Annotated in this window: 19 protein-coding genes and 2 riboswitches; of the genes, 16 read left to right on the forward strand and 3 right to left on the reverse strand. The window is 71.1% G+C overall.

Features of this window, described 5'->3' with window-relative positions; genetic code table 11:
• Positions 1 to 55 precede the first annotated feature (55 nt).
• Together purN and purH are read left to right on the forward strand one after the other, a co-directional pair.
• A complete protein-coding gene (purN, locus tag AC1DYZ_RS04095; RefSeq protein ID WP_477063938.1) occupies positions 56 to 703 on the forward strand; it encodes a phosphoribosylglycinamide formyltransferase in 648 nt (215 codons plus the stop codon).
• Positions 704 to 727: 24 nt separating this feature from the next.
• Positions 728 to 815: riboswitch (ZMP/ZTP riboswitch) on the forward strand.
• Positions 816 to 851: 36 nt separating this feature from the next.
• The gene (gene purH, locus AC1DYZ_RS04100) at positions 852 to 2,441 is read left to right on the forward strand and encodes a bifunctional phosphoribosylaminoimidazolecarboxamide formyltransferase/IMP cyclohydrolase (RefSeq protein WP_477063939.1); all 1,590 of its coding nucleotides are present in this window, start codon (positions 852 to 854) and stop codon (positions 2,439 to 2,441) included.
• 3 nt (positions 2,442 to 2,444) lie between these two features.
• Here the strand turns inward: purH and AC1DYZ_RS04105 are convergent, their stop codons facing one another.
• On the reverse strand, positions 2,445 to 3,701 hold the full coding sequence (locus AC1DYZ_RS04105) for an NAD(P)/FAD-dependent oxidoreductase (RefSeq protein ID WP_477063940.1): 1,257 nt from the start codon (positions 3,699 to 3,701) through the stop codon (positions 2,445 to 2,447).
• Positions 3,702 to 3,740: 39 nt separating this feature from the next.
• On the opposite strand from AC1DYZ_RS04105, the gene AC1DYZ_RS04110 reads away from it, so the two are divergent.
• A complete protein-coding gene (locus tag AC1DYZ_RS04110; RefSeq protein WP_477063941.1) occupies positions 3,741 to 4,175 on the forward strand; it encodes a DUF3017 domain-containing protein in 435 nt (144 codons plus the stop codon).
• Between the two features lie 67 nt (positions 4,176 to 4,242).
• Here AC1DYZ_RS04110 and AC1DYZ_RS04115 read toward each other — a convergent pair whose 3' ends face one another.
• Positions 4,243 to 5,304 carry an MIP family channel protein gene (locus AC1DYZ_RS04115; protein ID WP_477063942.1) on the reverse strand — a complete coding sequence of 354 codons (1,062 nt, stop codon included), beginning with the start codon at positions 5,302 to 5,304 and terminating at the stop codon, positions 4,243 to 4,245.
• Positions 5,305 to 5,586: 282 nt separating this feature from the next.
• Between AC1DYZ_RS04115 and AC1DYZ_RS04120 the strand changes: the two genes are divergently transcribed.
• From AC1DYZ_RS04120 to AC1DYZ_RS04165, 10 genes are all read left to right on the forward strand, one after another.
• Positions 5,587 to 6,804 carry an NADP-dependent isocitrate dehydrogenase gene (locus tag AC1DYZ_RS04120; protein ID WP_477063943.1) on the forward strand — a complete coding sequence of 406 codons (1,218 nt, stop codon included), beginning with the start codon at positions 5,587 to 5,589 and terminating at the stop codon, positions 6,802 to 6,804.
• A 105-nt stretch (positions 6,805 to 6,909) separates the two neighbouring features.
• Positions 6,910 to 7,899, forward strand: coding sequence for a malate dehydrogenase (locus AC1DYZ_RS04125; protein ID WP_477063944.1), 990 nt, complete (start codon positions 6,910 to 6,912; stop codon positions 7,897 to 7,899).
• Positions 7,900 to 7,901: 2 nt separating this feature from the next.
• Positions 7,902 to 8,288, forward strand: a complete 387-nt coding sequence (locus tag AC1DYZ_RS04130) for a hypothetical protein (RefSeq protein WP_477063945.1) — start codon at positions 7,902 to 7,904, stop codon at positions 8,286 to 8,288.
• 1 nt (position 8,289) lies between these two features.
• Positions 8,290 to 8,556, forward strand: coding sequence for a DUF167 domain-containing protein (locus tag AC1DYZ_RS04135; RefSeq protein WP_477063946.1), 267 nt, complete (start codon positions 8,290 to 8,292; stop codon positions 8,554 to 8,556).
• 149 nt (positions 8,557 to 8,705) lie between these two features.
• Complete coding sequence (gene pulA, locus AC1DYZ_RS04140) at positions 8,706 to 14,537, forward strand: pullulanase-type alpha-1,6-glucosidase (protein ID WP_477063947.1); 5,832 nt, start codon at positions 8,706 to 8,708, stop codon at positions 14,535 to 14,537.
• 361 nt (positions 14,538 to 14,898) lie between these two features.
• Entirely contained in the window at positions 14,899 to 16,044 is a 1,146-nt protein-coding gene (chvE, locus tag AC1DYZ_RS04145; RefSeq protein WP_477063948.1) for a multiple monosaccharide ABC transporter substrate-binding protein, read from the forward strand.
• A gap of 145 nt (positions 16,045 to 16,189) precedes the next feature.
• Positions 16,190 to 17,707 (forward strand): multiple monosaccharide ABC transporter ATP-binding protein, encoded by a 1,518-nt coding sequence (gene mmsA / locus AC1DYZ_RS04150; protein ID WP_456824923.1) that lies wholly within the window; start codon positions 16,190 to 16,192, stop codon positions 17,705 to 17,707.
• Positions 17,704 to 18,885, forward strand: coding sequence for a multiple monosaccharide ABC transporter permease (gene mmsB / locus AC1DYZ_RS04155; protein WP_456824850.1), 1,182 nt, complete (start codon positions 17,704 to 17,706; stop codon positions 18,883 to 18,885). Before mmsA ends, mmsB begins: the two co-directional genes overlap by 4 nt.
• Positions 18,886 to 18,941: 56 nt before the next feature.
• Entirely contained in the window at positions 18,942 to 20,138 is a 1,197-nt protein-coding gene (locus tag AC1DYZ_RS04160) for an ROK family transcriptional regulator (protein WP_477064048.1), read from the forward strand.
• A gap of 59 nt (positions 20,139 to 20,197) precedes the next feature.
• Positions 20,198 to 20,983, forward strand: coding sequence for an ATP-binding cassette domain-containing protein (locus AC1DYZ_RS04165; protein ID WP_477063949.1), 786 nt, complete (start codon positions 20,198 to 20,200; stop codon positions 20,981 to 20,983).
• Positions 20,984 to 21,058: 75 nt separating this feature from the next.
• Here the strand turns inward: AC1DYZ_RS04165 and purU are convergent, their stop codons facing one another.
• A complete protein-coding gene (purU, locus tag AC1DYZ_RS04170) occupies positions 21,059 to 21,946 on the reverse strand; it encodes a formyltetrahydrofolate deformylase (RefSeq protein WP_477063950.1) in 888 nt (295 codons plus the stop codon).
• A 48-nt stretch (positions 21,947 to 21,994) separates the two neighbouring features.
• On the opposite strand from purU, the gene AC1DYZ_RS04175 reads away from it, so the two are divergent.
• The 3 genes from AC1DYZ_RS04175 (at position 21,995) to AC1DYZ_RS04185 (ending at position 24,857) form a co-directional block, all read left to right on the forward strand.
• Positions 21,995 to 22,489: a GNAT family N-acetyltransferase gene (locus AC1DYZ_RS04175; RefSeq protein WP_477063951.1), complete on the forward strand. Its 495-nt coding sequence runs from the start codon at positions 21,995 to 21,997 to the stop codon at positions 22,487 to 22,489.
• A gap of 46 nt (positions 22,490 to 22,535) precedes the next feature.
• A riboswitch (ZMP/ZTP riboswitch) is annotated at positions 22,536 to 22,624 on the forward strand.
• A gap of 62 nt (positions 22,625 to 22,686) precedes the next feature.
• Complete coding sequence (gene glyA, locus AC1DYZ_RS04180; protein WP_477063952.1) at positions 22,687 to 23,976, forward strand: serine hydroxymethyltransferase; 1,290 nt, start codon at positions 22,687 to 22,689, stop codon at positions 23,974 to 23,976.
• Positions 23,976 to 24,857 (forward strand): bifunctional methylenetetrahydrofolate dehydrogenase/methenyltetrahydrofolate cyclohydrolase, encoded by an 882-nt coding sequence (locus AC1DYZ_RS04185; RefSeq protein WP_477063953.1) that lies wholly within the window; start codon positions 23,976 to 23,978, stop codon positions 24,855 to 24,857. Before glyA ends, AC1DYZ_RS04185 begins: the two co-directional genes overlap by 1 nt.
• Positions 24,858 to 24,919 lie beyond the last annotated feature (62 nt).

Here is a 24,919-nt window from a genome sequence, read left to right on the forward strand (position 1 = left end):
CCACGATCGGTCGTCCGCGGACGGCGCGTCCGCCGACCGCGGATAGGGTCGCTGCGTGACGCACGAGACCCCGCCCCGCCCCGCCCCGGCCACCCGCAGCACGGGCCGGCTCGTGGTCCTCGTCTCCGGCACGGGCTCGAACCTCGCGGCCCTGCTGGCGGCCCACGACGACCCCGCCTACGGCGCGCGCGTCGTCGCGGTGGTCGCCGACCGCAGCGGGATCCGCGCGCTGGACATCGCGCGCGACGCGGGGATCCCGACGGCCGTCGTCTCGCTCAAGGACTTCGACGACCGTGCGGCCTGGGACGCCGCCGTCACCGAGACCGTCGCGGTGTTCTCGCCCGACCTCGTGGTCCTCGCCGGCTTCATGAAGCTGTTCGGCGCTACGTTCCTCGGCCGGTTCGGCGGCCGCATCGTCAACACCCACCCCGCGCTCCTGCCGTCGTTCCCGGGGGCCCACGGGGTCCGGGACGCGCTGGCGTACGGGGTCAAGGTCACCGGCTGCACGGTGATGGTCGTCGATGAGGGCGTCGACACCGGCCCGATCCTCGCCCAGGCGACGGTGCCCGTGGAGCCCGACGACGACGAGGCCACGCTGCACGAGCGCATCAAGGCGGTCGAGCGGACGCTCCTGGTCGACTGGGTCGGCCGCATCGCCCGCGACGGGCTGCGGGTGGAGGGCCGGCACGCGATCGTCGGCTGACGCCCGGCGTGTGCGGCTAGACTCGGCCACGGTCGTGACTGGCGCAGGTGGGTTCAACCACCGGGAAGCGGCCGCAGTGCCCCGCCACGCACCGCCCGCCTGGGTGCATGGGTCCGCCCTAGCCGACCCTGCATCCCCGGGAGCCGCCATGTCCTCCGAAAACCGCCGACCCGTCCGTCGCGCCCTCGTCAGCGTCTACGACAAGACCGGCCTGACCGAGCTGGCCGCCGCGCTGCACGCCGCCGGCGTCGAGCTCGTCTCCACCGGCTCGACGGCCTCGACCATCGCCGCCACCGGCGTGCCGGTGACCCGGGTCGAGGACCTCACCGGCTTCCCCGAGTGCCTGGACGGGCGCGTCAAGACGCTGCACCCGCGGGTGCACGCGGGCGTGCTGGCCGACACGCGGCGCCCCGAGCACCTCGCGCAGCTCGAGGAGCTCGGCATCGCGCCGTTCGAGCTGGTGGTGGTCAACCTCTACCCGTTCACCGCGACCGTCGCGTCCGGTGCCGGGCCCGACGAGTGCGTCGAGCAGATCGACATCGGCGGCCCGTCGATGGTCCGGGCGGCCGCGAAGAACCACCCCAGCGTGGCGGTCGTGGTCGACCCCGCGCGGTACGACGAGGTCGTCGCCGCGGTCGGTGCCGGCGGCTTCACGCTGGCCGCGCGCCGCCTGCTCGCCGCCGACGCCTTCGCGCACACGGCTTCCTACGACGCCGCCGTGGCCAGCTGGTTCGCGTCCGAGTACGCCCCCGACGAGGAGGCGACCGACTCCGGCTTCCCCGTGTTCACGGGCTCGACCTGGGTGCGGGGCGAGGTGCTCCGCTACGGCGAGAACCCGCACCAGCAGGCGGCCCTGTACCTCACGCCGGACGGCGTCGCGGGACGAGGGCTGGCCGGTGCCGAGCAGCTGCACGGCAAGGCGATGAGCTACAACAACTACGTCGACGCCGACGCCGCCTGGCGGGCCGCGCACGACCACACCGCCCCCGCGGTCGCCATCATCAAGCACGCCAACCCGTGCGGCATCGCGGTCGGCGCGGACGTCGCCGACGCCCACGCCAAGGCGCACGCGTGCGACCCGGTCTCGGCGTTCGGCGGGGTCATCGCGACGAACCGCACGCTCACCGCCGCGGCGGCCGAGCAGATCGCGCCGGTGTTCACCGAGGTCGTCGTCGCGCCGGACTTCGAGCCCGAGGCGCTGGAGATCCTGGCCCGCAAGAAGAACATCCGCCTGCTCAAGGTCACGCCCGTCGACGGCGTGCGCACCGAGCGCCGGGCCGTCAGCGGCGGCTTGCTGGTCCAGGAGCTCGACCAGGTCGACGCGCCAGGCGACGCCCCGGCGGCCTGGACGCTCGCGTCGGGCACCCCGGCCGACGAAGCGACGCTGCGTGACCTCGAGTTCGCGTGGCGGGCGGTGCGCGCCGTGAAGTCGAACGCGATCCTGCTCGCCGCCGACGGCGCCTCGGTCGGCGTCGGGATGGGTCAGGTCAACCGCGTCGACTCGTGCAAGCTGGCGGTCGAGCGCGCCAACACCGGGGACGTCGAGCGGGCGCGCGGTGCCGTCGCGGCCTCCGACGCGTTCTTCCCGTTCGCCGACGGCGCCCAGGTGCTGATCGACGCCGGCGTGCGGGCCATCGTGCAGCCGGGCGGCTCGGTCCGCGACGCGGAGGTCGTCGCGGCGGCCGAGGCCGCCGGCGTGACGCTCTACCTGACGGGCACGCGTCACTTCGCGCACTGAGGGTCAGGCGACGACGGCCTCGCGCAGCGGTCGCCCGGGGTCGCGCGTGACCGTGCGGTCGAGCCGTGGCAGCCGCGCGCCGGTGAACAGCCGGCGCGCGGCGCCCACGTCGCGCGGTCGGTCCACGGTGAGGATCGCGGCGACCTCGTCGGACCCGTGCCGGAACCACAGGGCGGCCCAGCCGTCGCCCGCGGGGTCGCCGCGCAGGACCACCTCGTCGTCGGTGTGCGGCTGCCCGAAGAGCGCGAGCTCGTGCCCGAGCTGGGTGGAGAAGACGTAGGGCGCGACGTCCACGGCCTCCCGCGGCGTGCCGAGCAGGTCCGCGACGAGCCCGGCGGGTGCCCGCAGGGCGCCGTCCCAGTGCCCGCCGGGGACCCAGCCGTGCCGGGGGGACCGGCGCAGGGCGACGTCGCCGACCGCCCGCACGGAGCGAGGTACGCCGATCACGGCGTGGTGCTCGTCCACCCGCAGCGACCCGTCGGCCTCGCGCGGGAGCGCCCCGGCCAGCCAGTCCGTGGTCGGGCGGGCGCCCACCGCGGCCAGGACGACGTCGGCGGGGACCATCTTGCCGTCCGCCAGCAGGACGCCGTTGGTCCCCACCTCGACGACGTGCTCACCCGTGAGCAGCCGCACGCCGGCAGCGGCGTACCAGCCGGCCGTGAGCTCGCCGACCGCCGCGCCGAGCGCGCCGGCGAGGGGGGCGCCGGTGGCCTCGAGGACCACCACCTCGACGCCCGCGGCCGCCGCGACACCGGCCACCTCGGCGCCGATCCAGCCCGCGCCGATCACCACGAGCCGGGCACCCGCCACGAGCGCCTCGCGCAGCCGCTGCGCGTCGGCCGCCGTGTGCAGGGTGAGTGCGGCCTCCCAGCCGGGCGGTCGGACGGCGTGCGCCCCGGTGGCCACCACGAGGGCGTCGGCGACGAACGAGCCGTCGGTCGTGAGAACCTCCGGCCGACCGTCGACCAGCGAGAGCCCGCGCGCAGGCGTACCCAGGTGCACGTCGTCGGCCAGGGCGAGCAGGTCCACGCCGATCTCGTCCGTCAGCCACGTGGGCTCGGGACGGTCGAGCAGGTGCTTGGAGAGCGGCGGCCGGTCGTAGGGGGCGATCGGTTCGGCTCCGAGGACCACGACGCGTCCGTCGAAACCCCGCTCGCGCAGGGCCGCCACCGTCTGTGTGGCCGCGAGGCCCGCGCCGGCCACCACGATCTCCCGCAGGTGTGACGGATCCAGCGGCTCGTCGTCGGTCCGGTCGCTCACCACGCAACGGTAGTCTCCCGTCGGGAGGCTTGGTCGGAGATGGGTGAGGAGCAGATGAGCGGGGGAGCCGGGGTGCGCCGTGCGGATCCCGCGCACCCGAAGCCCGCCGTCGAGCCCGTCGCCGCCGAGGTCGGCCCCGAGCCCCAACCCGTCCGCACCGGCTCGATCCCGGTCGAGCAGGCGCCGCTGGATCCCCGCGCCATCGCCCGCGCGTCGCTCGACGCCGGCCGCAACGTGTCGCTGTGGTGGACCAGCTCGGGGATCGTCGTCGCGACGGTCGTCGCCCTCGCCGTCGGCACCCGCGCCGGGGCGTTCGTGCTCGCGGCTGTCGCCCTCGTGTGCGCCGTCGTGCGCGCGGTGCTGCCGTCGCCGGGTCCGGCAGCCCTCGCGGTGCGGGCCAAGTCGATCGACGTCGCGGTGCTCTGCGTGCTCGGCGTCGGCCTGGCGTTCCTCGCGCAGATCCTGCCGAGCTGACCGGACGCACGAAGGCCCGGGACCGCGTCGCCGCGGGCCCGGGCCTTCGTCGTTCAGGAGGAGCGGGTCAGCGCTCCGTCACCACGAGGACGTCGTCCGTCGTGACGTACGCGTCGTCCTCCTCGAGCAGGTTGTCCTCGGCCGGCTCGGCGGCGAAGGCGCGGTAGACCAGGCCGGCCAGCGCGGCACCGACCAGCGGGGCCACCCAGAACAGCCACAGCTGGCTGAGCGCCCAGCTGTCGGAGAAGATCGCCGTCGCGGTCGAGCGGGCCGGGTTGAGCGACGCGTTGGTCACCGGCAGGGCGACGAGGATCAGCACGGCGAGCGCCAGGCCGATGGCGAACGGCGCCTGCTTGTTGGCCGAGCGGCGGTCCGTGGCGCCGAGGATGACGCCGACGAACACGGCGGTCACGACGATCTCGACCAGCAGGGCGATGACCAGCGAGAACTCGACCTGGCCGGTCGAGAGCTTGGCCAGGGGGGAGTGCGCGGCGTACCCGTTGGAGACGCCCGAGAAGAACGACTTGGTCGTGGCGCTGCCGCTGGTGTCGAGCAGGGCCGGCAGCTTCGAGGGGATCGTGATGAACAGGATCGCCGCGGCGAGGATGCCGCCGACCAGCTGGGCGAGCCAGTAGGGCAGGACGTCCTTCCAGGACGTCCGGCCACCGATGGCGGCGCCGAGCGTCACGGCGGGGTTGAAGTGGCCGCCCGAGATGTGGCCGACGGCGATGATGCCCGCGAGCACCGCGAGGCCGAAGCCGAGCGCGACGGCCAGCGTGCCGCCCACGCCGCTGAAGCTCGAGTACAGCGCGATGCCGACGCCCACGAAGACGAGCGCGAACGTGCCGAACGCCTCGGCGCCCAGGCGGGCGACCAGGCTCGGGCCGGTGACGACGACCGTGCCGGCGGGCACGACGTAGGCGTCGACCTCCTCGACGACGACGTCCTCGTCCTCCTGGGGCTCGGCGACCGGCTCGCTGACGGGCGCGGCGACCGGCTCGACGACCGGAGCGGCGGGTGCGTCGGCGGCGGCCGCGGCCGTCGCCTCCTCGGGTGCGGGCGATCCGGCGACCGTGGTCTCGTCGGGCTCCGGGGAGCCGGCGGCCTTGTCGGGGTTGTCCTGTGACATGTCGATCCTGTCGTGAGTAACCGTCGGGTGAAAGGGCGGGTGCGCGCGGAGCCTGCCACGTCCGGCTGTGCGGTCGTGACGACGTGTGAGTCGGCGCCTTGCCCCCTGGTGGGGCCAGCATGCCAGTCCCGGTGCCATCGGTCACGGCATACGGCGCGGGGCGGACCGCTCGGCTCGCTCACCAAGATCTCTCGACGTCGAGTAATCTTGTCCGCGGACCCGCGCCGGCAGACGCAGCAACGTGCCGTGCCCCCACCCGTCCCCAGCACAGGAGATCCCCGCATGGCGAAGATCAAGGTTGTCGGCCCGGTCGTCGAGCTCGACGGCGACGAGATGACGCGCATCATCTGGCAGTTCATCAAGGACCGCCTGATCCACCCGTACCTCGACATCGACCTGCGCTACTACGACCTGTCGATCCAGCACCGCGACGCGACCGACGACCAGGTCACCATCGACGCCGCGAACGCCATCAAGGAGCACGGGGTCGGCGTCAAGTGCGCGACGATCACACCCGACGAGGCCCGCGTCGAGGAGTTCGGCCTGAAGAAGATGTGGGTCTCGCCCAACGGGACGATCCGCAACATCCTCGGCGGCGTCGTCTTCCGCGAGCCGATCATCATCTCCAACATCCCGCGCCTGGTGCCGGGCTGGAACAAGCCGATCATCATCGGCCGTCACGCGTTCGGCGACCAGTACCGCGCGACCAACTTCAAGGTCCCCGGCGCCGGCACGCTGACCCTCACCTACACGCCCGCGGACGGCTCCGAGCCGATCCAGCAGCAGGTCGTCACCTACCCCGACGGCGGCGGTGTCGCCATGGGCATGTACAACTTCAACGACTCGATCCGTGACTTCGCGCGCGCCTCGTTCGCCTACGGCCTGCAGCGCGGCTACCCGGTGTACCTGTCGACGAAGAACACGATCCTCAAGGCCTACGACGGCGCGTTCAAGGACATCTTCCAGGAGGTGTTCGACGCCGAGTACGCCGCGCAGTTCGCCGAGGCCGGCCTCACCTACGAGCACCGCCTCATCGACGACATGGTCGCCGCGGCCATGAAGTGGGAGGGCGGCTACGTCTGGGCCTGCAAGAACTACGACGGCGACGTGCAGTCCGACACCGTGGCCCAGGGCTTCGGCTCGCTGGGTCTCATGACGTCCGTGCTCATGACGCCCGACGGCAAGACCGTCGAGGCCGAGGCGGCGCACGGCACGGTCACGCGGCACTACCGCCAGCACCAGGCCGGCAAGCCGACGTCGACCAACCCGATCGCGTCGATCTACGCCTGGACCGGTGGCCTGAAGCACCGCGGCAAGCTGGACAACACCCCCGAGGTCACGCAGTTCGCGGAGACGCTCGAGCAGGTCGTCATCGAGACGGTCGAGTCCGGCGCCATGACGAAGGACCTCGCGGCCCTCGTCGGACCCGACCAGGCCTGGCAGACGACCGAGGAGTTCCTCGCGACCCTCGACGCGAACCTCGCGGCCAAGCTCGCCTGAGCGCGCTCGGACCGACGGCGTCCACCCCGCACCGGGGTGGGCGCCGTCGGTCGTCTGCGGGGTAGCGTGAGGGCGCCGTCGTCGCCGATCGAAGGAGCCTGTTCCGTGGCCAGCTCGCCCGTCACCGTGACCGTCACCGGAGCCGCCGGGCAGATCGGCTACGCGCTGCTCTTCCGGATCGCGTCCGGCCAGCTGCTCGGCCCCGACACCCCCGTCCGGCTGCGACTGCTCGAGATCCCGCAGGCCGTCAAGGCGGCCGAGGGCACGGCCATGGAGCTGGACGACTGCGCGTTCACCACGCTGGACAGCGTCGAGATCTACGACGATGCCACCGCGGCCTTCGACGGCGTCAACGTGGCCCTGCTCGTCGGCGCCCGCCCCCGCACGGCCGGCATGGAGCGAGGCGACCTGCTGGCGGCCAACGGCGGCATCTTCAAGCCGCAGGGCGAGGCCATCAACGCGGGTGCGGCCGAGGACGTCCGGGTCCTCGTCGTCGGCAACCCGGCCAACACGAACGCGTTCATCGCGTCGTCCCACGCGCCCGACGTGCCGGCACACCGCTTCACCGCGATGACCCGGCTCGACCACAACCGCGCGGTCTCGCAGCTGGCGTCCAAGACGGGCGCGCCGGTCGCCGACATCGCGCGACTGACCATCTGGGGCAACCACTCCGCGACCCAGTACCCCGACCTGTCGCACGCCACGGTCGGCGGGCGGCCCGCGCTCGAGGTCGTCCGCGACGACACCTGGGTCCGCGACACCTTCATCCCGACCGTCGCCAAGCGCGGCGCGGCCATCATCGAGGCGCGGGGGGCGTCGTCGGCGGCGTCCGCGGCCAACGCGGCCATCGACCACGTGTACTCCTGGGTCCACGGCACGCCCGAGGGCGACTGGACGTCGGCGGGCATCGTCTCGGACGGCTCGTACGGCGTGCCGGCGGGGCTCATCTCGTCGTTCCCGGTGACCTCGAGCGGCGACGAGTGGCAGATCGTGCCCGACCTCGATGTGGACGAGTTCTCCCGCGCGCGGATCGACGCGTCCGTCGCGGAGCTGGTCGAGGAGCGCGACGCGGTGCGGGCGCTGGGCCTCGTCTGACGGTGTGGGCCGAGGAGGTCACGGTCCCACGCCCGGGAAGCGGCCTCGGCGCGTTCCTCGGCTGGGTGCTGCTCGGCGCGGGCGTCGGCTTCGGGTTCGGCGCCGTGCTGGTGGCCGGGCTCGTGGTCGCTCTCGCGTTGCTGGCGGTCGCCGGCGTGCTCGTCGTGCGGCAGGGGCTACGGCCCGCCCAGCTCGGCATGATCGCCGGCCTCGGCGCGCTGCCGCTGACCATCGCGTGGCTGAACCGGCACGGACCCGGGGCCTACTGCACCAGCACCGGGACCGGGACCGCGTGCGTCACGCAGTGGAGCCCGTGGCCCTTCGCTCTGGTCGGGGTCGCGCTGGTGGTCGTCAGCGTGGTCCTGTTCGTGCGCACCCGGCGAGGGTGAGGTGCGCGTCGCGATCCGGGTGCGGCCCGGGGCGTCCCGCACGGTCGTCGGCGGGGTGCACGCGGGCCGGCTCGTCGTGGCGGTGAGCGCCCGGGCCGTCGACGGGGCCGCGACGCAGGCGGCGCTGGAGGCGCTCGCCGCGGCCCTCGGGGTCCGACCGCGGCACGTCACGCTGGTGTCGGGCGCGACGAGCCGCGACAAGCTGGTGGACATCGACGGCGACGAGCCGGCGGTCGCGGCGCGCCTCGAGGAGCTGCGCGGGACCTAGCCGCGTGGCCGCCGACGTCGGCAGGACGTCCGTCCGTTCCATCCGATCGCTGCAAGTTCGTCCGGATCGCTTGCTGCAACTTGCTGCAAGCCGATACGGTCGCGACACCTGCCCCGCACATCGACGTGCGGGGAGACGAAGGAGTCGCCATGTCGCCCGCCGACGCCCCCGTCCGTCATCCCTCTCGCGTCCTCGCCGCGCTGACCGCCCTAGGGGTCGCCGGCGTCGGGCTCGCCGCCGTCGTGACTCCGGCTCACGCCGCCGACCGCACGGTTGCCCTTGTCGGCAGCCTGCAGAGCGAGCTCGGCTGCTCGGACGACTGGCAACCCGCGTGCGCGGCGACCGAGCTGGCCGCGACCGCGACGCCCGGGGTGTACTCCGCCGACTTCTCCGTCCCCGCGGGGTCGTTCGAGTACAAGGTCGCGATCAACGACAGCTGGGCCGAGGCGTACGGCAAGAACGGGACGACGGGGGACGGGAACAACATCCCCCTCGTCATCGCGGGACCGTCGACCCTGCGGTTCACCTACGACGACGCCACGCACCGCATCGCGGTGACGCCGGTGAACCTGGGCGGGGGCTACACCCCCGCCGACGACGCCCTCGTCTCGACCCCCGTGCGCGACCCCGGCGCCGACCAGCAGTTCTACTTCGTCATGACGGACCGGTTCGCCGACGGCGGCACGTCCAACGACACCGGTGGCCTCACGGGTGACCGCCTCACCACGGGCTTCGACCCGACCGACAAGGGCTTCTACGAGGGCGGCGACCTCAAGGGCCTGCAGGACAAGCTCGACTACATCCAGGGCCTGGGCACCACGGCGATCTGGCTGACCCCCTCGTTCAAGAACAAGCCCGTCCAGGGCACCGGCGCGGACGCCTCCGCCGGGTACCACGGGTACTGGATCACGGACTTCACGCAGATCGACCCGCACCTGGGCACGAACGCGGAGCTGCAGGACCTGATCGCCGACGCCCACGCGCGCGGCATCAAGGTCTACTTCGACATCATCACGAACCACACCGCCGACGTGATCTCGTACGCCGAGAACAAGTACACGTACATCGACCAGAAGACGAAGCCGTACAAGGACGCGAGCGGCAAGGCCTTCGACCCGGCCACGTACGCCGGCACCGACACCTTCCCGGCGTTGAACCCGGCGACGAGCTTCCCGTACACCCCGGTGATCGCCCCGGCCGACGCGAACGCCAAGGTCCCGGCGTGGCTGAACGACCCGACGCTCTATCACAACCGCGGTGACTCGACCTACACGGGAGAGTCGACGACGTACGGCGACTTCTCCGGCCTGGACGACCTCATGACCGAGAACCCGGCCGTGGTGAACGGCTTCGTGGACGTCTACGACCAGTGGGTCGACCTCGGCGTGGACGGCTTCCGCATCGACACCGCCAAGCACGTCAACTTCGAGTTCTGGCAGAAGTTCACGACGGCGGTCCGGGCGCACGCGACCTCCGTCGGCAACCCGGACTTCTTCCTGTTCGGCGAGGTGTACGACGCTGACCCGGCCAAGCTCTCCCCGTACCTGCGCGACAGCGACATGAACGCGGTCCTCGACTTCACGTTCCAGGCGGCGGCGAGCGGCTACTCCAACGGCTCGTCCTCGGCGGCGGCGCTGAAGTCGCTGTACGCGGGCGACGACATGTACACGACGCCGACGACGAACGCCCAGGCGCTGCCCACGTTCCTCGGCAACCACGACATGGGCCGCATCGGGCACTTCGTCAACAACGCCGCCAGCCCGGAGCAGCGCTCGGAGCTCGCGCACTCGCTCATGTACCTCACGCGCGGCCAGCCGGTCGTCTACTACGGCGACGAGCAGGGCTTCGTCGGCAACACGGGCGACGGCGCGGACAAGAACGCGCGGCAGTCCCTGTTCGCCACGCAGGTGTCCGAGTACGCGAACCAGAACCTGCTCGACGGCACGCTCGCCGGCTCGGTCGACCGGTACGACACCGACTCCGCACTGTACGAGCACATCGCCGGGCTCTCCGCCCTGCGCAGCAGCTCGCCCGCGCTGCAGGACGGTGCGCAGATCGAGCGGTACGCCAGCGGCGCCGTCTACGCGTTCTCGCGGGTCGACGCGACCGAGAAGATCGAGCACCTGGTCGCGACGAACAACGGCGCCACCCCGGCCACGGTCACGATCGACACCCTCACCCCGGGGGCCACGTTCGCCCCGCTGTACGGGACGTCGACCAGCGTGACCGCCGCCGCGGACGGCAAGGTCTCGGTGACGATCCCCGCCCTGAGCGCGATCGTGCTCAAGGCCGGGGCGACGGTGGGCGCCCCCGCGACCGCCGGCAGCATCAGCCTCACGGTGCCCTCCGCGGGCGCCGGGCTCTCCGGGCTGGTGCCGGTCAGCGCCGACGTGGCCGACGACGTCTGGAGCCAGACGTCCTTCGCCTACCGGGTGCTCGGCGGCACGACGTGGACGCCGCTCGGCACGTCGGAGACGACGTCGCCCCGCGTGTTCCACAAGGTCACGGGGCTGCCCGACGGCGCCGTCGTGGAGTACCGCGCCGTCACGGTGGACGCCGCGGGCCACAAGTCGGCCGCGTCGACCTTCGCCGGCGTCGGCGGCGCGATCGACGGGGTGGTGCCCGAGACAGGCCCCGTCCCGCCGACGTCCGTCTCCGTGCCCGGCAGCCACAACAGCGAGGCGGGCTGCGCGGGGGACTGGCAGCCGGCCTGCGACGCGGTCCAGCTGACGGCGCGCCCGGACGGCATCTGGTCCGGCACGCTCACGCTGCCGGTCGGTGACTACGAGTACAAGGTCGCCATCAACGGCAGCTGGGACGAGAACTACGGCAAGGGCGGCGTGAACAACGGCGCGAACGTCGCGTTCTCGGTGAAGACCGCGGGCCCGGTGACGTTCTACTACGACCCGGTGACGCACTACTTCTCGTCGACGGCGCAGGGCCCGATCCTCACGGTGCCGGGCTCGGACAACAGCGAGCTGGGTTGCCCGGAGGACTGGCAGCCGGGCTGCATGAAGAGCTGGCTGCAGGACCTCGACGGTGACGGCACGTACACGTTCACGGCCGACCTGCCTGCGGGCACGTACGAGGTGAAGGTGGCGCACAACCTCGGCTGGGACGAGAACTACGGCGCCGGTGGTGCGCCCGGCGGTGCGAACATCTCGTTCACCGCCCCGGGTGACGAGCCCGTGACCTTCTCCTACGTGCTGGCGACGCACATCCTCACCGTCGGTGACCCGGCGCTGCCMGGCACGGGGGAGGACCAGGCGCAGTGGATCGACCGCGGCACGATCGCGTGGCCGTCGGCCTGGGCTCCGGACCCGACCAGGTCGACGTTCGCGCTGCACGCCTCGCCGACCGGCGGCCTCGCGGTCACCGACGGCGTCCTGGTCGGCGACGACGGCGTCACGGTGCCGCTGACCTACGACCCGGCGGGCCTCACGGCGGCGCAGCTGAAGCGGTTCCCTGCGCTCGCCAAGGGCTACATCGCTCTGCACGTCCGGGACGACGCGCAGGCCGCGGCGCTGCTGCGCGGCGCGCTGCTGGTCACCCAGCAGGCCGCGGACGGCACCTACCAGGCCGCGACCGGGGTGCAGATCCCGGGCGTGCTCGACGACCTGTACGCGGCGCGGGCCGGCAAGCGGGCGCTCGGGGCCACCTGGAGCAAGGGTGCCCCGTCGCTGGCGGTGTGGGCCCCGACGGCCCAGGCGGTCAACCTGCTCGTCTGGCCCGGGGGCGCGTCGACCGAGCAGCGCGTGACGGCCGAGCGCCAGTCCGACGGCTCGTGGACGGTCGCCGGGAAGAAGTCCTGGGCCGGTGCGCAGTACCTCTGGGAGGTCACGGTCTACGCGCCGACCACCGACAAGGTCGAGGTCAACCAGGTCACCGACCCGTACTCGGTGGCGCTGACCACCAACTCGACCCGATCGGTCCTGGTGGACCTCGCCGACAAGGCCTTCCGGCCGTCGCAGTGGGAGAAGACGAAGCAGCCGGTGGTGCGGCCCGTGGACCAGACGATCTACGAGCTGCACGTGCGGGACTTCTCGATCAATGACGCGACCGTGCCCGCCGCGAAGCGGGGAACCTACCTCGCGTTCGCGACCAACGGCGCGGGGCGCACGCACCTGCGGGAGCTGGAGAAGGCGGGGCTGACGACGATCCACCTGCTCCCGACGTTCGACATCGCGTCGATCCAGGAGGACCGGACCCTGCAGAAGACGCCGGCCTGCGACCTCGCGTCGTTCGGCCCGGCCTCCGAGCAGCAGCAGGCCTGTGTGACGGCCGTGGCCGACGCCGACGGCTTCAACTGGGGCTACGACCCGCTGCACTGGTCGGCGCCCGAGGGCTCCTACGCCGTGAACCCCGACGGTGGCGCGCGCGTCGCCGAGTTCCGCACGATGGTMGGCGCTCTGCACTCCGACGGCCTGCAGGTGGTGCTCGACCAGGTGTTCAACCACACCACCGCGAGCGGACAGGCGCCGCAGTCGATCCTCGACCGCGTGGTGCCCGGCTACTACCAGCGGCTGAACAAGCTCGGCGGCGTCGAGACCTCGACGTGCTGCCAGAACGTGGCGACCGAGCACGCGATGGCCCAGAAGGCGATGGTCGACTCGGTGGTGACGTGGGCTCGCGACTACAAGGTCGACGGCTTCCGGTTCGACCTCATGGGCCACCACTCGGTGGAGACCATGACGGCGGTCCGCTCGGCGCTCGACGCGCTGACCACGAAGAAGGACGGCGTCGACGGGTCGAAGGTCTACCTCTACGGCGAGGGCTGGAACTTCGGCGAGGTGGCGAACAACGCCCTGTTCACGCAGGCCACGCAGGGTCAGCTGGGCGGCACGGGCATCGGCACGTTCTCCGACCGGCTGCGCGACGCCGTGCGCGGTGGGGGACCGTTCGACGAGAACCCGCGCGTCCAGGGCTTCGGCTCCGGCGGCGGCACCGACGCGAACGGGGACCCGATCAACGGCACGGAGGCCCAACAGCTGGCCCGGGCCGCGCACGACGCCGACCTGGTCCGGCTCGGCATGGCCGGCAACCTGCGGGACTTCGCCTTCGAGACGAGCTCGGGGACTGTCCAGAAGGGGTCGGAGATCGACTACAACGGCCAGCCGGCCGGGTACGCCGACTCCCCGGAGGAGGTCATCACCTACGTCGACGCCCACGACAACGAGACCCTGTGGGACTCGCTCACGTACAAGCTGCCGACGGACACCCCGATGGCGGACCGCGTGCGCATGAACACCGTCTCGCTGGCGACGACCGCCCTGGCCCAGACCCCGTCGTTCTGGCACGCGGGCGCCGACCTGCTGCGCAGCAAGTCGCTCGACCGCAACAGCTTCAACTCGGGCGACTGGTTCAACGGCCTCGACCTGTCCGGCCAGGACAACGGCTTCGGCCGCGGTCTGCCGCCGAAGGCCGACAACGAGACCAAGTGGCCGTACCAGCGGCCGCTGCTGGCCGACGCGGCCCTCAAGCCGACGCCGGCCGACATCGCGACCGCGTCCAAGGCGGCCGACGACCTGCTGCGGCTCCGCTTCTCGACGCCGCTGTTCCGGCTCGGCTCGGCCCAGCTGATCGAGCAGAAGGTCGGGTTCCCGGGCTCCGGTCCGGACGCCGACCCGGGCGTGGTCGTCATGACGATCGACGACGCCCCGGGCTGGGACTCGACCACCAAGACGTGGGCGAAGGACGTCGACAAGGAGCTCGACGGCGTCCTCGTGGTGGTCAACGCCTCCGACGAGGCGACCACCCAGACGGTCTCCTCGCTCAGCGGGCACAAGCTGGCCCTGTCGCCGGTCCAGGCCAAGGGCAGCGACGCGGTCGTCAAGGGCACGGCGTGGGACAAGGCCACCGGCACGGTCACCGTCCCGCCGCGCACGGTCGCCGTGCTGGTGGAGAAGGCGTCGACGGGCCACGGCCACGACGGCGGCTGGTGGCAGTCGTTCCGGGGGTGGTGGGACTCGCGCACGGCGTGAGCACGCGATGAGCCGCCGCTGAGGCCTGCTCGGAGAAGGGCCCGCGACCTCGGTCGCGGGCCCTTCGACATCTCATCGTCGCGGGCCTGACTTCGTGTCACGAAGCCAATGACGGCAGATCTGTCCCGAATCGGCCGGGTCAGTGCTCACATCGTGATGAGTTCGTGACGTTCGTACGCTCAATCGTTGTTTGACTTCGAGAAACGAATGAAACAAGGTAGGGCTGCTGCAGCCGACGGAAGCACTCCCGTCGGTCGCAGCCGGGACACCGGACGGTCAGCGCAGACGCTGCCCGGACGACGAACCCGAGCACTCCCAGGCCCGAGTCACCGGGCCCTCAACGACGAGAAGGAGCACAACAATGCGACGGATCACGATCGCGGCGGTAGGTGCGGTCCTCGCACTCGGCCTGGCCGCGTGCTCGGGCAGCGGCGCGGGCAGCGACGACGACGCCTCCGGTGGCGCCACGAAGGACCCGGCCGACCTCACGGTCGGCGTCGCCATGCCGACGCAGGAGTCCGAGCGGTGGATCGCCGACGGCAACGCCGTCAAGGCGGGCCTCGAGGAGGCCGGCTACAAGGTCGACCTGCAGTACGCGGGCAACGACATCCCTACCCAGCAGCAGCAGATCGACCAGATGATCACCAAGGGCGCCGACCTGCTGATCCTCGCCTCGATCGACGGCACCGCCCTGGCGACGCAGCTCCAGACCGCAGCCGACGCGAAGATCCCGGTCATCGCGTACGACCGCCTCATCCGCGACAGCGAGAACGTCGACTTCTACGTCACGTTCGACAACTACAAGGTCGGCGTCCAGCAGGCGACCTCGCTGCTCACCGGCCTGGGCATCCTCAAGGCCGACGGCTCGAAGGGTGACGCGGCGGGTCCGTTCAACATCGAGCTGTTCGCCGGCTCGCTGGACGACAACAACGCGCACTTCTTCTACCAGGGCGCGATGGACACCCTGAAGGAGTACATCGACAACGGCACGCTCGTCGTGAAGTCGGGCCAGACCGACATCGAGCAGGTCGCCACGCTCCGCTGGCTGCAGGAGACCGCGCAGAAGCGCATGGAGGACCTCCTGACGTCGACCTACTCGGACGGCACCAAGGTCCAGGGCGTCCTGTCGCCGTACGACGGTCTGTCGCGCGGCATCATCACGGCGCTGCAGAACGCCGGCTACGGCCCCGCCATCTCCGGCGGCATGCCGATCGTCACCGGTCAGGACGCCGAGATCGCCTCGGTCAAGCTGATCAACGACGACGTGCAGTACTCGACGATCTTCAAGGACACGCGCAAGCTCGCCGACCAGGCGATCAAGTCGGCGCAGGCCTTCCTCGCGGGGAACGAGCCCGAGGCGAACGACACCAAGACGTACAACAACGGCGTCAAGGTCGTCCCGTCCTACCTCCTCGACTCGGACATCGTCGTCAAGGACAACATCCAGAAGCTCCTGATCGACTCGGGCTACTGGACCGCCGACCAGGTGGCCTCCGGCCAGGCCTGATCGACCCGTCCTGACCTGCCGCCGGCCGGCGGGCTCCCTCGGAGCTCGCCGGCCGGTCGGCCGGGTCAACCCCACAGCGGAGGGCCCGGCGACGGAGCCCGGTACGACGAAGGACGGTGGCCGCGTGGCCAATCCCATTCTCGAGATGCAAGACATCACCAAGACCTTTCCCGGCGTCAAGGCACTGCAGGACGTGTCGATGTCGGTCGAGCGTGGCGAGATCCACGCCATCTGCGGTGAGAACGGCGCTGGCAAGTCGACCCTCATGAAGGTGCTGTCGGGTGTGTACCCGCACGGCACGTACGAGGGCAAGATCCTCTTCGATGGCGAGGAAGTGCAGTTCGGGTCGATCAACGACTCCGAAGCCAAGGGGATCGTGATCATCCACCAGGAGCTCGCGCTCGTCCCCTACCTGTCGGTCGCGGAGAACATCTTCCTCGGCAACGAGCGGTCGAGCCGCGGCCTCATCGACTGGAACCGCGCCAACTCCGAGGCGGCAGCACTGCTCGCCCGGGTCGGCCTGGACGAGCTGCCGGTCACCCCGATCGGCCAGCTGGGCGTCGGGAAGCAGCAGCTCGTGGAGATCGCGAAGGCGCTCTCCAAGGAGGTCAAGCTGCTGATCCTCGACGAGCCGACCGCCGCGCTGAACGACAACGACTCCGAGCACCTGCTCGGGCTCCTGCGTCAGCTCAAGGCGCAGGGCATCACGTCGATCATGATCTCGCACAAGCTCAACGAGATCGCCGAGATCGCCGACACCACCACGATCATCCGCGACGGCCGCACCGTCGAGACGCTCAACATGGTCACCGACGAGGTGACGCAGGAGCGCATCATCCGCGGCATGGTCGGCCGTGACCTCGGCCACCGGTTCCCCCCGCACGAGTCGCACATCGGCGAGGAGGTGCTGCGGATCGAGGACTGGACCGTGCACCACCCGACGGACCCCGACCGCGTCATGGTCGACGGCGCCGACCTCACGGTCCGCGCGGGCGAGATCGTCGGGCTGGCCGGACTGATGGGCGCGGGTCGCACGGAGCTCGCCATGTCGGTGTTCGGCCGGTCCTACGGCAGCAACATCACCGGCAAGCTCTTCCTCCACGGCAAGGAGATCAAGGCGAACACGGTGAGCGAGGCCATCGCTCACGGCATCGCCTACGCCACCGAGGACCGCAAGAAGTACGGCCTCAACCTGATCGAGGACATCCGGAGCAACATCTCCGCCGCGAACCTCGCGCAGGTCTCGCGCGGCGGGTTCGTGAACGCGAACGAGGAGATCAAGGTCGCCGAGGAGTACCGCCAGAGCATGAACATCAAGGCGCCCACGGTGCTGGCGCTGGCGGGCAAGCTCTCGGGCGGCAACCAGCAGAAGGTCGTGCTGAGCAAGTGGCTCTTCACGGATCCCCAGGTGCTGATCCTCGACGAGCCGACCCGCGGGATCGACGTCGGCGCGAAGTACGAGATCTACACGCTGATCAACCGCCTCGCTGAGCAGGGCAAGGCCGTGCTGGTGATCTCCTCCGAGCTTCCCGAGCTCCTCGGCATCTGCAACCGGATCTACACGCTCTCGGCCGGCCGGATCACCGGTGTGCTGCCACGCGAGCAGGCGACTCAGGAGAACCTGATGGAGCTCATGACCAAGGAAAGGGACCAGGTCCGATGACCGCCATTGCAGGCCTGAGGGAACTCTTCACGAGGAACCTTCGTCAGAGTGGGATCGTCGTCGCGTTCGTCGTCATCGTGGGGCTCTTCACGTTCCTCACGGACGGCGTGCTGCTCTCCCCGGGCAACGTGACCAACATCGTGCTGCAGTACTCGTACATCCTCATCCTCGCCATCGGGATGATGATCGTCATCATCGGCGGTCACATCGACCTGTCGGTCGGGTCGGTGGTCGCGCTCACCGGCGCCGTCTCCGCGGTGGTCGTCATCAAGCAGGGTCACCCCTGGTGGATGGGCGTGGTCGCCGGTCTCGTGGTCGGCGTCCTGGTCGGGTTCTGGCAGGGCATGTGGGTCGCCTACGTCGGCGTGCCGGCGTTCATCGTGACGCTGGCCGGCATGCTGCTGTTCCGTGGCATGACGCTTCGCGTGCTCGACAACGTCTCGCTCTCCCCGTTCCCGGCGGAGTACCAGCGCATCGCCGGTGGGTTCCTCAACGGGTTCCTCGGCGGCAACGGCATCGACGTCTTCACCCTCGTCATCGCGGCGATCGCCGTGCTGGGTTATGCCGTGAGCCAGGTGCGTACCCGTCAGGGCCGCATCAAGTACCAGCAGGTCGTCGAGTCGATGCCGATCTTCGTCACCAAGATCGCCCTGGTCGGCCTGGTGAGCATGGCGTTCGCGTACCAGCTCGCCCGCAGCCGCGGCCTGCCGATCGTGCTGATCATCCTCGGCTTCCTCGTCATCGCGTACACGATCGTCACGACGAAGACCGTGTTCGGCCGGCACGTCTACGCGATCGGCGGGAACCTCTCCGCCGCGCAGCTGTCCGGCGTGAAGGTCAAGCGGGTCAACTTCTGGATCTTCGTGAACATGGGCGTGCTCGCCGCCATCGCCGGCGTCGTCTATTCGTCCCGGTCCAACGGCGCCCAGCCGGGCGCGGGCAACATGTTCGAGCTCGACGCGATCGCCGCCTGCTTCATCGGTGGCGCCTCCACCACCGGCGGCGTCGGCCGGATCACCGGCGCGATGGTCGGTGGACTGATCATGGCCGTGATGAGCAACGGCATGCAGCTCATGGGCATCGACCAGTCCGTGCAGCAGATGGTCAAGGGCCTCGTCCTGCTGCTGGCCGTCGCGTTCGACATCTACAACAAGCGTCGCGCGGGCGCGGCGCGCTGAAGGTCACGAGCAACCGGCTCGGTACTACGCTCACGGGCGTGAGAGGGCGGCTGACGATGTCGGGCTCTCAGTCGTCGCTCCGTGAGGCCAACCGGGCGCTGATCGTCGACACGGTCCACCGGCACGGCGGGCTCACGCAGGTCGAGCTCGCCGGTGCCACCGGGCTGTCGGCCGCGACCGTCTCGACGATCGTCAAGGAGCTGCTCGGGGCCGGCGTCGTCGAGACGCGGAACACCACCCGGAGCGGGCGACGTGCCCAGATGGTCACGATCGCCCACCGGGTGGGTCTCGCGGTCGGCATCATCATCGGCCAGCGACACCTGAGGGTCGCGCTCGGCGACGTCACCAGCGAGGTCGTCGCCGAGCAGACCCTCCCGCTGCCCCACGATCACCGGGTGGACACCAGCCTCGATCGCGCCGCGCTGCTCGTCGCGGACCTGCTCGAGCGCGTGGGCTCGACGGGTGACGAGGTCGTCGGCATCGGGGTCGGCCTGCCCGCCCCCGTCGACAGTGCGACCGGCATGATCTCGGTACGCGGCATGATGCGCGGCTGGGACGAGGTCCACGTGGCCCACGTGCTGTCCAAGCGCCTCGCGAGCCCGGTGTTCGTCGACAACGACGCGAACCTCGGGGCACTCGCCGAGAGTGTGCACGGCGCGTCCCGCATCTACCGGGACTCGGTGTACGTGCGGGCGTCGTACGGCACCGGTGCGGGGATCGTCCTCGGCGGCCAGGTGCACCGCGGTTTTGCGGGGACCGCCGGCGAGATCGGCCACGTGCAGGTGGACCCGCAGGGTGATATCTGCCGGTGCGGCAGCCGCGGGTGCCTCGACACGGTCGTGGGCGCTGCCGCCCTGCTCGAGCCGCTGCGATCCAGCCACGGCTCGCTCGCGCTGCGCGACGTCATCCAGCGCGCGATCGACGGCGACCCGGGCTGCGCGCGCGTGATCGCCGACGCCGGCTCGACCATCGGCGAGGTGGTCTCCGGGCTGGCCATGGCCGTCAACCCGGAGTGCATCGTGGTCGGCGGCGAGCTCGCGGAGACCGGCGAGCTCCTGCTCGGCCCGCTGCGTGAGGCGATCCGTCACCGGGTGCTGCTCAACCAGATCGCCCCGCTCGAGGTCGTGCCCGCCGAGCTGGGTCAGCGCGCCGAGGTCATCGGCGCGCTCGAGCTCGTGCTGCGGTCGACAGACTTCGTCCAGCGGTCCGACGAGCAGGCGCGCTCGGCGACCCAGCGGGAGGGCGACAATTGACGCGTGAACCTGGCGAGGTTTCACTGCTGGTACAGGCCCAACGAGGAGCAGGTGAGGTCATGAGCGCATCCCCCCGGGTGCCGCTGCTGTCTCTCAGACAGATCAGCCTGCGGTTCGGTGCGGTCGAGGCGCTCGTCGGCGTCGACCTCGATGTGTTCGCCCACCAGGTGGTCGCGCTCGTCGGGGACAACGGCGCGGGCAAGTCGACGCTGGCCAAGGTGATCTCCGGCGTGCTCACGCCCGACTCCGGGCTGATCGAGCTCGACGGCGAGCCCGTGACAATCCCGTCGCCGTCCGCGGCGCACGCGCTCGGCATCGCCACCGTGTTCCAGGACCTTGCGCTGGCTGGCAACCTCGACGTGACGGCAAACATCTTCCTCGGGCGCGAGCTCACCGAGGGGGCGCTGCTCGACGACGGGAAGATGGAGCAGATCGCCCGCGGGATCCTGCGGGACCTCACCCTGCGCATCCCCTCGGTGCGGACGCCGCTGTCCGAGCTCTCGGCGGGGCAGCGCCAGGCGGTCGCGATCGCCCGGACGCTCATCGGCTCCCCGCGCCTCGTCGTCCTCGACGAGCCCACGGCTGCGCTGTCCGTCGCGCAGACCGCCGAGGTGCTCACGTACATCGAGCGCCTGCGCGACCTGGGCCACGGGGTCATCCTCATCAGCCACAACATGAACGACGTCCGCGCCGTGTCCGACCGGATCGTGGTGCTGCGGCACGGGCGCAACAACGGCTCGTTCGACGCCAGCAGCGCCACCTACGAGGCGGTCCTCGCGGCGATCACCGGGGCGACCAGCCTGGACAACAGCGCGATGCTGCGCCGGATGGGCGCGCTGCACTGACCGCGCCCGAACGAGGGGCCCGCGACCGGTGAGGTTGCGGGCCCCTCGTCCGTGCCGGTGTGCGGAGACCGCGGCTCAGCGGAAGACGATCGTGCGGTGCCCGTCGAGCAGCACCCGGTGCTCCGCGTGCCAGCGCACCGCGCGGGCCAGAGCTCGTCGCTCGACGTCCTGCCCCAGTGCCACCAGGTCGTCGACGTGGCGGGAGTGGTCGACGCGCTCGACGTCCTGCTCGATGATCGGGCCCTCGTCGAGGTCGCCGGTCACGTAGTGCGCCGTCGCACCGATGAGCTTGACCCCGCGGTCGTGGGCCTGCGCGTACGGGCGGGCGCCCTTGAACGACGGCAGGAACGAGTGGTGGATGTTGATGACCCGGCCCTGCAGCGCCCGGCACAGGTCGTCGGACAGGATCTGCATGTAGCGGGCGAGGACCACCAGCTCGACGTCCAGCTCCTCGACCAGCTCGAGCAGCCGCGCCTCGGCCTGCGCCTTGGTCGCCGCCGTGACGGGGACGTGGTGGAACGGGATGCCGTAGAACTGCGCGAGCGGCTCGAGGGCGGTGTGGTTGGACACCACGGCGACGAGGTCGATCGGCAGGTTCTCCGACCGCTGGCGGAACGCCAGGTCGTTGAGGCAGTGCGCGGCGGTCGAGCCCATCACGAGCGTGCGGACCGGCCGGCCGACGACGTCGAGCGACCAGTCCATCGCGAAGCGCTCGGCCACCGGCGCGAACGCCGCCTCGAGCTGGTCGCGCGGCGTGGACGCGGTGACCTGCACGCGCATGAAGAACAGGCCGGACAGGGGGTCCMCGAACTGCTGCGACTCGGTGATGTTCCCCCCGTGCTCCGCCAGCAGCCCGGCGACCGCGTGCACGATCCCGGGGCGGTCGGGGCAGGAGAGGGTGAGGACCCAATGGGTGCCGTCAGGCAAGTCGGGCCGAGTGCTGTCGAGTGAGTCGGAGGACACGAGGTCCGAGAGTAGTGGTCGTGCGGATCGGCTGACACGATGGGCCGCATGACGCAGCCCGACCTCGACATCCGTTCCGTGACCCGCGACGACGCCGGCGAGCTGCTCACGCTGCGCCGTGCCGCGTTCGTCACCGAGGCCCAGCAGTACGGCGACCCCCACATCCCGCCGCTCACGCAGACGCTCGAGGAGCTCCAGGAGGACCTCGAGAGGGACGGCGTCATCACGCTCGGCGGCTGGTACGGGCACCGACTCGTCGGGTCGATCCGCGTGCTGATCGAGGGCCCAAAGGCGACGCTGGGCCGCTTCGCGGTCGCCCCCGACCTGCAGGGGCAGGGCTTCGGCACCCAGATGCTCATGGCGATCCTGCCGTTCCTGCCCGAGGGCATCGAGGAGGTCTGGGTGTTCACGGGGCGGGACTCGGTGCAGAACCTCGCGCTGTACGCCAAGCACGGGTACGAGCACCAGCACGACCAGACGGCCGGTGACCTCACCTACGCCTACCTGCGCAAGATCCTGGGCGACGGTGAGAGCGACGACTGACGTCGCCTGAGACGGGGCGACACAGGCCCGACCCGGGTTGCTAGTCTGTGCCCGTCGCGACTGGCGAAACGGGTGGGTCACCACCGGGGAGCGACGCAGCAGCAGACCAACGGGTCGGACGCCTGGGCCCCCGGTCACCACACACGAGTGTGCGGGTGCCGGTGCGCGCGTACACGCTGACTGCCGACAGGAGTGCCATGAGCGCCGACCAGATCCCCCTGATGGACCAGAACATCTCCCAGCTGGACCCGGAGATCGCCGCCGTCCTCGACGGTGAGCTCGCCCGCCAGCAGGGCACGCTCGAGATGATCGCGAGCGAGAACTTCGTCCCCCGCGCCGTCCTGCAGGCGCAGGGCTCCGTCCTGACCAACAAGTACGCTGAGGGCTACCCGGGCCGCCGCTACTACGGCGGCTGCGAGCAGGTCGACATCGCGGAGAACATCGCGATCTCCCGCGCCAAGGCGCTGTTCGGCGCCGAGCACGCCAACGTCCAGCCGCACTCGGGCGCCACGGCCAACGCCGCGGTGCTGCACGCCCTGATCAACGCGGGCGACAAGATCCTCGGTCTCGAGCTGGCGCACGGCGGCCACCTCACGCACGGCATGAAGATCAACTTCTCCGGCAAGCTCTACCAGGTCGGTGCCTACGGCGTGGACCCCGAGACGTTCCTGGTCGACATGGACGTGGTGCGCGAGAAGGCGCTCGAGCAGCGTCCCGATGTGATCATCGGCGGCTGGTCCGCATACCCGCGCCAGCTCGACTTCGCGGCGTTCCGCTCGATCGCCGACGAGGTGGGCGCCAAGCTCTGGGTCGACATGGCGCACTTCGCGGGCCTGGTGGCCGCGGGCCTGCACCCGAGCCCCGTCCCGCACTCGGACGTCGTCTCGTCGACCGTGCACAAGACGATCGGCGGCCCGCGCTCGGGCTTCATCCTGAGCCGCGAGGAGTTCGCGAAGAAGATCGACTCGGCCGTGTTCCCCGGTCAGCAGGGCGGCCCGCTCATGCACGTGATCGCGGCCAAGGCCGTCGCGTTCAAGGTGGCCGGCACCGAGGAGTTCAAGGACCGCCAGCAGCGCACTCTCGACGGCGCCCGCCTCATCGCCGAGCGCCTCTCCGCGCCCGACGTCGCCGCGGCCGGCGTCTCGGTGCTCACGGGCGGCACCGACGTGCACCTGGTGCTCGTGGACCTGCGGCACTCGGACCTCGACGGCCAGCAGGCCGAGGACCTCCTGCACGCGGCCGGCATCACGGTGAACCGCAACGCGGTGCCGTTCGACCCGCGCCCCCCGCGCGTCACGTCCGGCCTGCGCATCGGCACGCCGGCGCTGGCCACCCGGGGCTTCGGGGACGTCGAGTTCACGGAGGTCGCGGACATCATCGCGAACGCGCTGATCAACGGCGCCGCCACGGACGTGGAGGCGCTCAAGGCCCGGGTGCTCAAGCTCACCGAGTCGTTCCCGCTGTACTCCGACCTGCAGCAGTACTGATGACGGCTCGGCTTCTCGACGGGACCGCCACGGCGGCCCGGATCAAGGCGGAGCTGACCGAGCGGGTGGTCGCCCTCGCAGCGCGAGGCGTGACGCCGGGCCTCGGCACCCTGCTCGTCGGCGACGACCCCGGCTCGCGCTGGTACGTCGCCGGCAAGCACAAGGACTGCGCCGAGGTGGGCATCGCCTCGATCCGTGAGGACCTGCCCGCCACGGCCACGCAGGACGAGATCGAGGCGGCCGTGCGCCGGCTCAATGAGGACCCGGAGTGCACCGGGTTCATCGTGCAGCTGCCGCTGCCCAAGGGCATCGACGCCAACCGGGTGCTCGAGCTGGTCGACCCCGACAAGGACGCCGACGGCCTGCACCCGACCAACCTCGGGCGCCTGGTGCTGCGGGTCAACGAGCCGGTCACGTCGCCGCTGCCGTGCACCCCGCGGGGCATCATCGACCTGCTGCTGCGGCACGACATCGACCTGCACGGGGCGGACGTCGTCGTCGTCGGGCGGGGCGTGACCGTCGGGCGCTCGATCGGCCTGCTGCTCACGCGCCGGGAGATCAACGCGACCGTCACGCTCACCCACACCGGCACGGAGGACCTCGCGGAGCACACCCGCAACGCCGACGTCATCATCGCTGCGGCCGGGGTCCCGGGGATCATCACGGCCGACATCGTCAAGCCGGGAGCCGTCGTGATCGACGTCGGCGTCTCGCGGTCGACCGACCCGGAGACCGGCAAGAGCCGGGTCGTCGGCGACGTCGACCCGAGCGTCCGCGACGTCGCGTCGTGGGTGTCGCCCAACCCGGGCGGCGTCGGGCCGATGACGCGCGCGATGCTGCTCAGCAACGTCGTGGACACGGCGGAGCGCCTGCTGGGCTGAGAACTTCCACGATCGGGGCCAGGCTGGTGCGGTGGCGGCCGGCCCCGGTCGTCGGAGGGAGA

The sequence above is a fragment of the Cellulomonas sp. P1_C4 genome, assembly GCF_056406355.1.